We start from the raw sequence: 14,141 nt of genomic DNA, 5'->3' as shown, positions 1-14,141 counted from the left end.
ATGACTTCAGCGATCGCTGAAAGAAAAGCGAGTTACGGCATCGCCAGTTGTTTCCATAAAAGACAAACCAACAAACCAGAGGTTTTGCATAAAGCACTCGCATAGGTTGCGAATGCCACTGCGAGTGCTTGTTTGTATAATTACTTTCTTGGTTGAGGCGTAGCTCGTATCTACAAACGACGTAATCCCCACATCAGATACAAACCGCCAATGAGAGACGCCATAAGCCCTGTTGGTACTTCTTGCGGGTAAAGAACTTGTCGTCCCAACCAATCGGCCAACAACATCACGCCGGAACCCAATATCGCGGCGCATAACATGTGTTGTGACGCTTTGTTAAAGCCAAATAAGCGAGCTAAATGCGGAGCCAGTAACCCAACAAAGCTAATAGGACCAACAACCAATGTCGCACTGACCGTGAGACAAGCAACTAAAAGCAGCAGTATCGAGCGTGAACGATCAACGCGAATCCCAAGTGCTTTAGAGGAAGCGGCGCCAACAGGAAGAATATCTAGCCATCTTACGCAGAGAAAACTCAACCCTATAAAAACAAGCGCAGATAAAGACAATGGGAGTAACGTTTCAACCGAAACATAGTAGGTAGACCCAGACAACCAAGCCAATGCTTGATAACTTCTTGGGTCACCAGTGGCTAGAATAAAGCTCTGTATTGCATTCATCAGTGCGGTAATAGCAATACCAGTCAACAAAATGCGCTCCGGCTGAAAACCTGATTTACGGTTTAGCAGCACAATGACCAATACCGTCGCTAATGCGCCTACGAGCCCGCCTAGAGAAAGAGTGAAAATTGACGAACCAAACCCAGTAAACATCGCGATGATCAATCCCATCGCTGTCCCTGAGCTGATACCGATCACTTCAGGACTGGCCATTGGGTTTCCACTTAGGCGTTGAATCATGGTCCCAGCAATCGCCAACATTGCCCCCGCAATTGCTGCTGCAAATAATCTAGGTGCGCGCCATTCCAAAAAAATCCAATTTTGGCTAGAAAATAAGTTTGTCCACCCTTCATTTTGCACAGCAACCGTGGCAAAAAGAACAACGGAAATTAACGTGCCGATCAACGCCAATGAGATCGCTTTAGGGTTTAGCTTGTAAACATGTTGACGGTGTCGAGTTAACACTGTTTGAGTATGGCCCTGCGTCTTTTGTGATAAGCGAGGTAACAACCATAACAGTAGCGGAGCGCCCAATGCAGCCGTTGCTGCTCCCGTTGGTATAAAACTCGCCATTAGCCCCGGCAGTTGCTGAATAACCAAATCGGTTAAAGTCAATAACATGGCACCAATCAGCATTGATACCCAAAGCTTATGCTGGATTTTATTGATACCTATCAATCGAGTAATCGCTGGCGCTGCTAATCCGATGAAACCGATGATTCCTACTGCAGAAACGACCCAAGAAGTGATTAACACCGCAAGCCCAAGACAGACAAAGCGCAGTTTGGCTAGCGAGACACCTAAACTCTTGGCACCTTGCTCGGAGAGTTCTAACAGACTTAACGGCTTTGCAAACACAAATGCGATAACCGTAGCAAGTGCGATTCGAGGTGCAAGATACGAGAAATCACCCCATCCGCTCTGAACAAGCGAGCCCGCTCCCCATATCATTAATCCATTCAGCTTTTCGGTATTCATCATCAGAATAACCGTACTTAATGATGCAAAGTACAGGTTTATCACTAACCCAGAAACGACGACAACCGTTGGAGATAACGCTCGTCGCCATGACAACAGCATCACCAACCCCATCGATGTCACACCGCCGATGAGAGCAACCAAATTAGGTGCTATATCCAACATCCAAGGGGCAAATAGCGTAGCTAACATCAAAGCAAAACTTGAACCGCTCGCCACACCTAATGTTGTTGGCGAAGCAAGAGGATTGCGCAGAACTTGTTGCATTAATACCCCAGCAACCGCTAATCCGGCGCCAGAAATAATCGTGGTGAAGACTCGAGGCCACCAGCTAAAGTGAAGTAAGACGGAATCGATAGATTGAAAGTTAGGTTTCCATAAACTGCTAAGAGCCAGTGAGAATGAACTTGCTTGATACAATTGGAAAGCACCAATAGAAAAGGTAAATGCCGAAAGTAACACCACAAGGCTTAAAGGCATGGTTTTCATTGTTCTAACTCCTCGACCTTACTCGCCGTAACTAACTCCGCGAACCGAAGCGCTGAAGGCATAGAACCAAAACTCCAAACAGGCGCGACTTGCATGACCTTCTCACCAGACTGTTGAACAACGTATTGCCAAAACGGATCTTGAGAGAGCCGCTTTTCGCCACCGTGAGGCAATGGCTCAACGATAACAATTTGGGCTCTTATACCTGCTAACTTATCGATGCCGACCAAGCTGAAGCCCCAGCTATTCGTCTCTTCGTTCCACGCATTACTCAGCCCAATCTTTTCGATAGCCTGAGAGTAAAGACTATTCTGACCAAAAACACGAACGTGCTTCGTATCCATAAACTGAATCATTAAAAGCGGCGGCTGGTCTTTGTTTATGCGCTGTTTTAATAAAGAGAAACGTTCTTCATATTTTTGTATAAGTGCCTCAGCTTCCGCTTCTCTTCCTAGCTCTTCACCAAACCTCCGAGTGAAACGAGTAAGTACCGACCAATCTGTAATCCCACTTTCATATAAGTCAATGGTGGTAACGGGGGCAATATCGACTAAGCGATGCTTCATTGAGGAGAAGTACGGGGCAATAAAAATACGGTCAGGTCTGAGCTCGTAAATACGCTCTATATTGGGTTGAGTTCTTAACCCTACATCCTTAGTTTGAGGAGGTAACGGTGGCGATTTTACCCAAGCATCGTAATCTTGCCCTTGAGCGACGCCTACGGGCACGACCCCTAACGCCAACATCGTTTCAGTTTGTGTCCAATCAACCGACATCACCCGAGGTGACGCCTCAGCTACTGCTTGAAAGGAACTGACCAAAAGCGCACTAAGTGAGAGAGCGAAAGAGAAATGCTTAAGTCGAGTGTTTGTACTGCTCATTATTCAACCTCTAGCTTGGCATCGCCACCGGATAACCCGCAGGGTGGTCAGAGATCTTCATCTCTATCCCGTATATGTCCCTTAGCTTAGGTTCAGTAAACACCTGTTCAACATTGCCTTGTGCAATCAAATCACCTTGATGTAATGCAACGATATGATCGCAAAAGCGCGCCGCTAAGTTGATGTCGTGCAATACGATAATAACGCCCAAACCCAACTCTTTACTGAGTTTAGAGATGAGCTTCAACATATCGACTTGATGGCTAATATCTAACGCAGACAAAGGCTCATCAAGAAGCAAATACTCAGTTTTTTGCGCTAATAGCATGGCTAGCCACACTCGTTGGCGCTCCCCTCCAGATAGCGTATCAACTAAGCGATCTGCGTATTTTAGTGTTCCTGTCATCGCCATTGATTCTTCAACAATGTCATGATCTTTCTTGCTCAAACGACCAAGTAAACCATGCCATGGGTAACGACCAAAACCGACTAAATCTCGACCTAAAATACTGTCGGTCACCGGAAGATGCTGAGGCAAGTAGGCAATGTGTTGGGCGAATTTTTTCGCTGAGAGATCGTTAATGCTCGTTCCATGCAGAACCACGTCACCAGCGGTGTATGGCTGTTGCTGTGCCAGCAACTTTAACAATGTGGATTTTCCTGAACCATTGTGCCCAACAAGAGCGTATGTTTTCCCAGGTTCAAATGTCACATCAAACGCTTTTAGCAATGACTTGCCTTCAATCTCAAACTGGAGTGCTTTAGCTTCCAACATCCCTACTTCACCTAATAGCCATTCACAAATGAAAGCTAATCAATCGCTTTCATTCGTTCATCACGTTTGCCGTTCTTATTCAACAGAACGATTAATAAGGGAGGTTTTATATAACAACAAAGATACAAATGCAAACCGTTGTCATTATCATTACATCATCAAGATCATTGAGAGAATTACTAAGCGTTAATGATTATTTGTTGCGGATGACTTCATTAGTGGATTGTCGCAGGTCAACGAGAGCAGCGGTCTACCACTGCCCTCGCATAAATTTGAATGAATACTGCGGCGCATGAAGAAATGAGAAATGCCGCAGTGAATAAATTAATGACGAGCGTCAGCGCCAAACTCTACTTCTTTATAGATATCGGCCAGCGACTTTTTACCTTGTTTGTCTTTGGCTGAACGCTTTTTCTTCGTTTGATAATGGTATTCTTGCTCCTGAAGTGCTTGTTCGTGCTCTTTTGCTGACTCAACAAACTCAGGATTTGCAAGTGCTTGTTGGCGTAAGCGGTTTACTCTTTCAAGGGTTTCCCACAACATACTTCACCTCCAAACCTATTGCTGTATATAAAAACAGTATTGTTTAAATATTCCTCCTCGTCAACATTTCAACTTCGTTACTGCTCTTCACATTAACCCCAAGCCTGTATAGTGCTCCGGATATTTGTGGATGATTTTCTTTATATAACCTTGATGCTCTCGCAGAGCATTAACACATTCTCGAGATAACCATCCCTGATATACCCATTTTTCAAGTTCTAACAATGCGTATGGGATGGACCACGCTTGTCTGTACGGATGGTGCGTCGTCATAAAATCAAAGGCATTCGCGACAGCCGTAATTTGCGCGGCGATTGGTATATCGTCACTGGTTAAACCATACGGATAACCAGTACCATTTAAGTTTTCGTATTGATAAGTAACCATCTGCAAAAACAAAGTCACACTCGGGTGAACCGGATTTCCGATGCGAGCCACTATGTCATCGGCCGAGTCGATGCAACGCTCAATATGTTGCATCAATATCGCCTCTTGTTCTTGAGTATAATTTGTTCGGCGACTAGCAATTTCAACTGGCAGCTGAACATCACTGAGCGCATGGAATTGAGCAAAAATACCAATATCTTCGACCATTTCATCATTCAGGTGATAACGATCCGCTAACTGCGTTGCGATGACTTGGCTGTAGTACTTCATTCGTTTGGTATGCGCATAAAACTCAGGGGAGTAGCCTGGCATCATACATTGCATTCGGTTCGCCAACGTTTCTATCGCGCTAACGACGTGGTCTTCTGATTCAACCGCAAATTGAATCATTTCGAAATAAGGTTTGAGACTATTCAACGCTTCTAAGCTAAACGCATTGGGCTGAGTGGAATTTAAAAACACAAAGCCTGTAAATGCTTTATTGTCGTAACAAGGAATCGCAACCGACGACTGGTATCCGTGTTTGAGTAAGGTTTGAACCCGAGGACAATGATTAATATCGTGAAGGTCTTCGACGATGCGAGGAATCGCGTTTTTGGAGGCAATATTGAGGTGGTGGAGTTTACGGAATGCTGACTCATGGTGGGCTAAACACCAAGTGTCGAACTCACTTTCTGCAAATGATTTGAGCACATCTTGGTTTGGGTGATATTTAGCAAATGACACCCTATCAATACACGGCAAGTGCGCCTGCATCCTGCCCTTTAGCGTTTGCAGTTGCTCATTAAGCGGTTTTGCAAACGGGTAAAAACTCCGGTGCGCCATACTTCACCTCCACACCCAAGCAGAGAAACAAGAGAAGCTCATTGTGTTGCAAATTCAATGGTATTTTGAGCGGTTTTCTCCACTTAAATTATCGATATACCACAACTTAAGTGTACGAAATAAAAGCACATTTCTACCAATTCTTTCACCGAATATCTTACGGTAATTTGATCCAGATTAAAAAAGCCAACGAGCGAAACTCGTTGGCTTAACAATACTGATTGATTACGATGGATTCAGTAACTAGAGGTTATTCAGAGAACGTTCTAAACAACTAGCCCAAAGCAGGAAGCACACCCAAAGTAATTAACACCTGAGCTAATACGATACCTGTGCCAGCGATACCCGTTATCACTAATGCGCCTTGGCCACCAGCTACTCGGTACTCTCCTGTAAAATCATCCGATTTACGAACCTTGATCACCATAACCAGAGGTAAAAAGATGGCTAAAATCGCTAAGGCAATCGCTGCATAGCCCAAAGCCATAATAAAGCCTTGAGGGTAAAAAAGTGCGAAGCCCAGCGGTGGGGTAAACGTCACGAGTGCCGCAACCAAGCGATTAGGCTTATCGTTGCTCCCTTTGATGGTGTCACCCAAAAACTCGAACAGACCTAAACTCACACCAAGAAATGACGTTAACAGTGCCAAATCAGCAAATACACCGACAATGTTGCCTAAGTTTGATTGGTGCACCGTCTGCGATAGTTGACCAATAAGCGCGCTCAACCCACCGTTTTCAATAAGTGTATTTTGGCTAACCACACCCAACGTCACGATCTGCCAAAAGATGTAAATCACGAGCGGAATCGTCGAGCCAATAATAACGGCTTTGCGCAAAGAAGAAGTATCGCCATCTAAGTAATTCACAATTGCCGGAATACTTCCGTGGAAACCAAATGAAGTAAAGATAACAGGAATCGCCGCTACAATAAGACCTTGCTCAATCGGCATACTCAATAAGTAAGATTCCGTAACGTTTGGAGCAAGAAAAGAAAGCACAGCAACCATCGCAACAAGTTTCATCGCGAACAACACGCGGTTAACTTTATCGACCGTACCTGTACCAACTGTCACAACCAAAGTCACAATCAAGGTAAAGATTATCGTTGATGTAGGCCCTGAAATATCAAGGTCAAACCATTGTGCAAGGCGGTCTCCGAACTGAGCACCACCGCCAGCGATGTACGCTGCACACAATGAGTAGAACAGAAACAGCATCGCAAAACTTGCCACCCACTTGCCTTTTTGGCCCAGGATCTGTTTCGCTAAAGTATGAAGAGTTGCACTACTTTCTGCATGCTGATGAAGCTCTAGCATGAGTAAGGCAGTGAAAGCCATCAGAGCCCATAAACTGAGCATGATGATGATTGAAGTTGAAAAACCAATGCCGGCAGAGGCAAGTGGAAGGGCTAGCATGCCAGCACCTATTGTAGTTCCCGCGATAATTAGAGTACTACCGAATACTTTAGAACGACTCATCGTATATTTATCTTTACACTTTATTAGGGATTATCGGTATTAGATCGGGCAACGGCGTACCGAAACCAATACCATATTTGTAATGCTGTCGATATTGTAGGATCTTCAGCAGAATATCAAGCAAAGTGTAAGGATAAAAAACCACAAGTGTAAATAAAAATTTACACACCACTAATATCCAACAATAGCTGAGTACATTCTTCCCTGCTCATGAACTTAGGGACAGGATAATTCCAGTGCGCCTCTTTCAGAATTAAATCTACAAGCGCATCAGCATCTTCGCGCTGAATGAGTGCACTTGTCTGCTTAATATCAATGCTTGCAAACAAAGACTCCACGTGCGTCAAAAAGTGTTGAGCACTCGCCTCACCTGACTGCCCTTCGGCCGTCAACGCATCGAGTTTTCTTAGTTGAGGCTCTATCTCTGATAATGAAAAGCGCAGCACAGGTAACAAGGCTAATCCGTTTGCCATGCCATGAGGTATTCCATATTTCGCACCGAATGTATGAGCAAACGCATGAACATAACCCAAACTCGCTTTCGTAAATGCTAAACCTGCGTAATAGGATGCCATGGCCATTTTATGTCGAGCTTCAACATCATCCCCTTGTGCTACGACCCGAGGAAGATGCTTAAAAATTAACTTAATGGCGGCAACAGAGTAAGCCCTAGTTTCTTGAGTAGCATTTCTCGACACATACGCCTCAATAGCGTGAGTTAATGCATCAACGCCAGTATCAGCCGTGATCTTAGGAGGTAAACCAATCATTAAGTTCGCATCTAAAGCTGCCATTAGTGGCACCAACTTTGGATCCATCAAAGGGGTTTTAATGTGTGAGGAGGGATCTGATACGACCGCGGCGATGGTGACCTCACTTCCTGTTCCTGCGGTCGTTGGAATAGCAAACAGAGGCGCTGGCATTCGCCATACTTTCAATAGTCCAGCTAACTTTTTTATTGGCCGTTTATTGGTAACTTTCGTAGCAATGACCTTTGCGCAGTCCATTGCCGAGCCACCACCCAAAGCTATTATGCCCTCACAATGAAAACGATGGTAAGCCTCTAGACCGCTTTCTACCTGATCATAGGTAGGATCGGGCTGCACTTTCGAGAAAACATCTAACTGTAAATCGAGTTGTGCTGCCGCCTTGAGCACCTTATCGACAATACCGACTTGGACTAACCCTTCGTCGGTAACTAATAAGACGCGTTTAAATCCCAGTTCGGTCATCGATTCTAATAGCTCATTCATCGAACCAGGGCCGGAAAACAAGGTTGGTCTCGGCATAGGAAGGATAAGAGCTGCTATTTTTAGCCCTGCGGTGTAAGTCCGATATAAGCGATGCTTCAACATACGAAATCCTTTTCATTTAGAGCTATCATTCTAGCTACTTTTATCACCGATGCTTACTTTGCAATCACACATTTTTTAATTAGGTCATTTCATCAACACATAAATGCTGCTGAGGGAGCAATACCGTTATCTTGATCTCCCCACACCACATGAGCTGTAGAGAAAATTATTTTTTATGATTTTCCATTAGCGTTACCTTAATAACTCACCGCTCTTCGGCTTTGCCGATCATAAAGTGGTTATTGAAGGTGCCTTATCATTCATACAAACTCAAAAATATGGATTCTACTTAATCACATAACGGTACGGTATATCAGTAATCTAATCCGAACATCACTTATAAAAATACAAATAAGAATGCGTTACATCATGATTTATTGTCGTTTTCAAATAAGTCAATAAAAGCAACAATAATCTTTCAAAACTAATACTTAGTTCAAATAACTGACTCTTAATCATGAGCTTCAGGTGATATTGTTATGCAACTAGGATTATTATCCGCCCCATAATTAAAACTACGTCTAAACGCCCACCTTTTTGGGGGTCTATTCGCTGTCGTACCCAATTTTCCTATCACCTTCTGATTTGGGTTTCGCGTGGGCTAATTAGCAATGTCGGTATAAACCATGAATCATTCTTGCCATTCCCATACGGACACGGGCTTTGAAGTCGATCTAAAACAAGCACTTATCTGGGTTGCTCGAGCACTCGATTATGTCGGTGTTGACGATACTCACCACAGCCATCGTGTCGCTTATATCGCTTACCAATGTGCTCGCGTCATGGGTTGGGAGCCAGAAAAAGCGGAGTTTTGTTACTTCGCAGGTATGATCCACGACTGTGGAGTCTCCGAAACACAAGAACATAAAATGTTACTTGAAGAGCTCGTGCCACAAGACGTGAAAACACACTGCTTAAGAGGGTACCGAAGCCTCAAGCAGTGTCGTTTGTTGCGCCAATTTGCGACACCCGTTCTTTACCACCATACACATTGGAGCGAACTAAAAGAGCTCGATTTACCGCCTTTTGAAAAAGAGGTGGCCGCCCTGCTCTACTTATCGGACCGCCTTGATTTTATGCGCTCAAAATACGTCATGAACTGCCACTGTGACATTGTCACGCTTCATGAAGAATTGATTGCTGAGTGCATCATGGCAAACGTTGGAACCTTGTTTAATCCAAGTATGGCCGAAGCAATGGTTAAACTCGTCATGACCGACGCGTTTTGGTTCGCGATGGAGTCGGAAAATATTGAAACCATAGGCCTAAATTTTAAAAGCATTGATTGGCTTCAAAAGCAATTAACCATCCAAGATATGAACAGTTTGGGAATGTTTATCGCTCAAATTGTCGATGCAAAGAGCCCGTTCACTTATCAACATTCACAAAAAGTAGCGGAATTATCTCGTTATCTAGCAATTAAGCTTGGGCTAAACGAGCACGACCAAGAAATGTTATATATTGCAGGGCTGGTGCATGATATTGGAAAGTTAAAAACACCAGATGAAATCCTTCACAAAGAAGGCTCTCTAAACAAACAAGAGTACACACGCATTAAACGCCATACCATTGATACTCAGCTCGCATTGCATAAGGTCTTCCCTAACGCGAAAATAGCGGAGTGGGCTTCCAATCATCATGAGCGTTTAGACGGCTCGGGCTATCCCTATCACAAAACAGGCGACGAGCTCGATGTACCATCGCGTATCATTGCTGTCGCGGATGTCTTCCAAGCCCTGTCTCAAGATCGCCCCTATCGAGAACGAATGACTCAAACACAGATCGCCGATATTATGGGTGAGCAAATAGCCAAAGAGGAGCTTTGCTCTAACGTTTATGAGGTATTAGAACTAAACATGACAGAGTGTTACGAACTCTCAACCGACGTTTAATCAAAACAGGGGCGAACACACGCCCCCTTTTTTAGGATGATAAGACTAGGCAGACAAATAGCTACCTAGCAATATCAAGTAAATTATCTCGCACACCATTGATTCTGAACCAACCAGCGATACTAAAACGCTCGGCATTGGTTGGTAACACCTCATGTGGGAACTGCTCTGATAAGAATACGAACAAACGCCCTGAGCGTGGGGGAATGGTTGCAATTTTATTGTCATTCAAATCGTATACTACTAATTCACCCGCGTCTTCTTCCGTCCAGGATTTGTTCATATAAAAAACGGTCGTCAATCGACGGTTTTCGTTACCTTTGAAGCAATCTAAATGTTTTTGGTAGAAGTCCCCTTTCTCGTACTTGGCAAAATGAGCTTCGTACTCAAAAAGTCCAAGAAACAAGTGACGGTTCACTTCTTGGCGGATCTCTTCCATTTTATCCAAGTAAGAAGTAACAGCATGCCCCATATTTGGCGATAACCATTGAATCTTGTCACTACGAATAGATTCAATACGAGTAACATCATCGTTACGACCAATACGTGCTTTTTTCCAATTGCTTGGAATGCAATCTCGCAGTTGAGCCACCTCTTGTTCAGAAAGAAAGTCATCCCAGATGTAGTAGCCATTGGTTGCTAACGCATCGATCATTTTATTCATTATTTTCGTTCACTCGTGTTAGTTGGGCGCTCTATATAAAAAATCTGCGACACAACAACAAATGCGATTTTTTATCGAGACGACAACTAAGCAAAACGAGAATTAAAATAGATGATACAAGATACAAAAATGCCGCTCATGTGAGCGGCAATGTCGTTTATTATTGACGAGCTTCTAATCTCGTTGCTCGAATTCGCAACGGACGAAGACGCTTAATGCTAGGACGCTGTTTGTTTTTTAGCTGGATATGACAAAGTTCCAGAATCAAACCAAATGCCATCGCAAAGTACACATAACCTTTATTGATATGAATTGCGAAGCCTTCTGCCATCAATAAGCCACCCAATAAAACGAGGAACAGCAATGCCAACGTTTTAAAGCCGGGATAGCGCGTCACCAGATTATTGATTTTTTCAGCAGTCATTACCATCACGATTGCAGACGAGACAATCGCCGCGACCATAAGCGGGACATCACTTGTCAAACCGACGGCGGTAATCACCGAGTCCATTGAGAATACCGCATCCACAGCAACAATCTGCAGCAGCACTACCGCTAATCCAGTACGAGCATGAGTCGAGTGGCCAGATTCATTGTGATTTAGCCAGCTCCACAACTCTTTCAGGCTTTTTGCCAATAAGAATGCACCACCCGCGATCATGATCACGTCTCTTCCGGTAAACGCTTGGTTTACGAAGGAAAACAGTGGTTGAGTCAACTGCATAATCCAAGAGATAGAAAAAACCAATGCAATACGAGCAATAACGGCAAGGCCGATGCCAAGGTTTCTTGCCAGTTTACGTTGGTGCTGTGGCAATCTTTCACATAGGACGGAGATAAAAACGACGTTATCAACGCCTAAGACAACTTCAAGCGCAAACAAAGTGGCAAAAATCGCCCAAGCCTCTGGTTGCATGAAAAGTTCTAACATGAGTACGCCTCCAGTGATGGGAAGACATACGGTGAAGGGTTCTGTCGACTAAAGGGGTCGTCCATTAATTATTTATACCTCTGTTACTTAAGGATCTTGAGTAAATCACCAAACAATCAACAACACAATGGCTATTTTTAATAGGTAATGACGGCTTTTCATTCGTACACAAACTATTCAGCCCTCGCACTAGAAAGATAAATAAAATAGAAATTCTAAAATTGAAGAAAGGAAAACGCCAAAGACCTAACAAATCCAAGAGAGTTCTTTAATCTTACAAAGCTCAAATTATTTTTACGCAACACGTTAAATACATTGAGCTCAAAGCGAAAGATGCTCATTTACGAGATAAACAATAGTAAAAATTTGTTTCATCCTGATATACTGCCAAAAATCATAAGAAACCATGCTATTTATGGACTACATTGCTCTTTCACGCATTAGCCTAAAACATCTCACTGTATTGCATATGTTGTTAACCACTCACAGTGTTACGCTTGCCGCAGAGCGCCTGTGTGTAACACCTTCGAGCGTCAGTAAAACACTTGGGCAATTACGTGAAACGCTGAAAGATGACCTTTTCTATCGCGATGGTACTCGCTTGGTACCAACAGCATTTGCGCTGCACATTGGCCCCTCAATCCATGGCATACTCTCTAGCATGAATGGATTATTACATCAGGGCTCATTTAATCCAGCTTACTATCAGGGCAGTTTCTCATTAGCTATGCGCGAAAGTTCGTTTGAGCTTTTTGCCCCAGTTCTACAGCATTTATCTCAGCAACTCGGTAATCACGCACATTTGAATGTGCATGCAAAAGAGGAAATGAGTTTTGATGCGTTGGTAAGAGGCCAAGTGGACTTTTTGCTGCTTCCACACGATCTTAGTCAGCCGCCCACGCAAAACAAAGACTTGGTATGGCAAACCATTCTGAAAGACGAAATGGTTTGTTTAATGGGACCATCAAATCCACTCTCTAAACAGCCTTTGTCTATTGAAAGCTACCTCTGTGCAAGACACATTGGGATTCATGATAAAGATCTCTCACAACCTTATTTCGAGCAGAACCTCACACAAAGGCACTCGAAGCGAAATATGGCTATGCGTGTAGCGGATTTTGGTTCAGCTGCGGTGATGTGTCAGCACTCAGATTACTTGTTCACCTGTTCCAAACTTTGGGCAAGGGCGGCCATGCAAGCAAAAGGCTTGGTTGAACAATCCCTTCCATTCGATTATGGACAGGTAGCCTACAGCCTCGTTTGGAACAAAGCGAGCTTGAACGATCCGGCTTTAAAATGGCTACAAAAACAATTGCTCGATGCCTGTGCCATGCTAGACGCGTGCGATGCGTGAGTAAGATAACGAATCAAAACTGCATTACGTGAGTACAGTCGGCACTGCGATGGGGTTACTCACGTAACGTAAAAGTTCTGATTTTAAGCGTTCGATATCATGGCGAGAGCACGCATTCCAAGTTAGCGCCTCCCCCATGACTCCGTGATGTTGAAATGCATTTAAACGGATAAGCACCGATTCAGGTAAAGTACTCAAATAGCGCCCAATCGCTACGATTTCTATATCTAAATCACTTTTCCCTGGAATATGCAGTAACCGAACTTCATACAATTTTTCATGCTTTGCGAGGTACTGAAGCGTTTTGAATACACGATGATTATCACGCCCAGTTAGCCACTGGTGCGTCTCTGTCTGCCACGATTTCAAATCGATCATCGCACCGTCCAGAAAAGGAAGCACACGCTGCCAATCTGTCACTGATAAAGAGCCATTGCTGTCGATGAAACAAGAAAGGTGCTGTAACTCAGGATCTTGCTTGATCCCTTTAAACAGCTCAATAATGAAAGGAAGTTGTAAGGTAGATTCCCCACAGGATACTGTAACACCACTGATGAAAAAGCGATGCTTGCGTATCAAATCGAGCATTGTTACCACAGAGTAGTCAGTAATTTTTGGATTAGATTGGTTCTGACATATCTCTATACAATGATCGCAGTGGGTGCACTCCTCTTTAAGCCAAACAACGTTGTTGTTTTCGTCGAACTTCAGTGCGTCTGCCGGACATTCACTCACACAATCACCACAGTGATTACAATGGTTTATTGTATGAGGGTTATGACAGTTCAAACACTGATAGTTACAACCCTGTAGAAAGATGACTAGACGATTTCCTGGCCCATCAACACAAGAGAAAGGAAGGATACGAGTGACTTTTGCCAAAAGGCTTCCACTTCGTCTAGACATC

The 14,141-nt window shown here is 43.8% G+C and carries 12 protein-coding genes; 2 read left to right on the top strand and 10 right to left on the bottom strand.

Annotated features, from left to right (window positions below; genetic code table 11):
• Positions 1–170 precede the first annotated feature (170 nt).
• The 7 genes from fhuB to NL645_RS18070 all read right to left on the bottom strand — a co-directional run bounded on the left by fhuB (position 171) and on the right by NL645_RS18070 (position 8,393).
• Positions 171–2,147, bottom strand: a complete 1,977-nt coding sequence (gene fhuB / locus NL645_RS18100) for a Fe(3+)-hydroxamate ABC transporter permease FhuB (RefSeq protein ID WP_253652153.1) — start codon at positions 2,145–2,147, stop codon at positions 171–173.
• Positions 2,144–3,028 carry an ABC transporter substrate-binding protein gene (locus NL645_RS18095; protein ID WP_104971657.1) on the bottom strand — a complete coding sequence of 295 codons (885 nt, stop codon included), beginning with the start codon at positions 3,026–3,028 and terminating at the stop codon, positions 2,144–2,146. The genes fhuB and NL645_RS18095 overlap by 4 nt, the downstream gene beginning before the upstream one ends.
• Before the next feature lie 10 nt (positions 3,029–3,038).
• Positions 3,039–3,803, bottom strand: coding sequence for an ABC transporter ATP-binding protein (locus tag NL645_RS18090; RefSeq protein ID WP_005394180.1), 765 nt, complete (start codon positions 3,801–3,803; stop codon positions 3,039–3,041).
• Between the two features lie 324 nt (positions 3,804–4,127).
• Entirely contained in the window at positions 4,128–4,346 is a 219-nt protein-coding gene (locus NL645_RS18085) for a hypothetical protein (RefSeq protein WP_005377723.1), read from the bottom strand.
• Between the two features lie 87 nt (positions 4,347–4,433).
• Positions 4,434–5,558 (bottom strand): HD-GYP domain-containing protein, encoded by a 1,125-nt coding sequence (locus NL645_RS18080; protein ID WP_253652152.1) that lies wholly within the window; start codon positions 5,556–5,558, stop codon positions 4,434–4,436.
• Between the two features lie 274 nt (positions 5,559–5,832).
• Positions 5,833–7,038, bottom strand: a complete 1,206-nt coding sequence (locus NL645_RS18075; RefSeq protein WP_150918642.1) for an aromatic amino acid transport family protein — start codon at positions 7,036–7,038, stop codon at positions 5,833–5,835.
• Between the two features lie 161 nt (positions 7,039–7,199).
• Complete coding sequence (locus NL645_RS18070) at positions 7,200–8,393, bottom strand: iron-containing alcohol dehydrogenase (protein ID WP_253652151.1); 1,194 nt, start codon at positions 8,391–8,393, stop codon at positions 7,200–7,202.
• A 626-nt stretch (positions 8,394–9,019) separates the two neighbouring features.
• Between NL645_RS18070 and NL645_RS18065 the strand changes: the two genes are divergently transcribed.
• Positions 9,020–10,285 (top strand): HD domain-containing phosphohydrolase, encoded by a 1,266-nt coding sequence (locus NL645_RS18065; RefSeq protein ID WP_253652150.1) that lies wholly within the window; start codon positions 9,020–9,022, stop codon positions 10,283–10,285.
• Positions 10,286–10,346: 61 nt separating this feature from the next.
• On the opposite strand, the gene NL645_RS18060 is transcribed toward NL645_RS18065, so the two are convergent.
• Together NL645_RS18060 and NL645_RS18055 are read right to left on the bottom strand one after the other, a co-directional pair.
• Positions 10,347–10,949: a 2OG-Fe(II) oxygenase gene (locus tag NL645_RS18060; protein WP_253652149.1), complete on the bottom strand. Its 603-nt coding sequence runs from the start codon at positions 10,947–10,949 to the stop codon at positions 10,347–10,349.
• Between the two features lie 160 nt (positions 10,950–11,109).
• Complete coding sequence (locus tag NL645_RS18055) at positions 11,110–11,880, bottom strand: TerC family protein (protein ID WP_226421644.1); 771 nt, start codon at positions 11,878–11,880, stop codon at positions 11,110–11,112.
• Positions 11,881–12,295: 415 nt separating this feature from the next.
• Between NL645_RS18055 and NL645_RS18050 the strand changes: the two genes are divergently transcribed.
• Complete coding sequence (locus NL645_RS18050; protein WP_253652148.1) at positions 12,296–13,234, top strand: LysR family transcriptional regulator; 939 nt, start codon at positions 12,296–12,298, stop codon at positions 13,232–13,234.
• 24 nt (positions 13,235–13,258) lie between these two features.
• On the opposite strand, the gene NL645_RS18045 is transcribed toward NL645_RS18050, so the two are convergent.
• A complete protein-coding gene (locus NL645_RS18045) occupies positions 13,259–14,140 on the bottom strand; it encodes a YjjW family glycine radical enzyme activase (protein WP_253652147.1) in 882 nt (293 codons plus the stop codon).
• Position 14,141: the final 1 nt, after the last annotated feature.

Source organism: Vibrio sp. Y51_MX_L26, assembly GCF_024181935.1.
In the GTDB taxonomy this organism is placed as follows: Bacteria; Pseudomonadota; Gammaproteobacteria; order Enterobacterales; family Vibrionaceae; genus Vibrio; species Vibrio diabolicus.
Note: the sequence above shows the minus strand (reverse complement) of the source record. Positions and strands in the feature narration are given on the sequence as shown.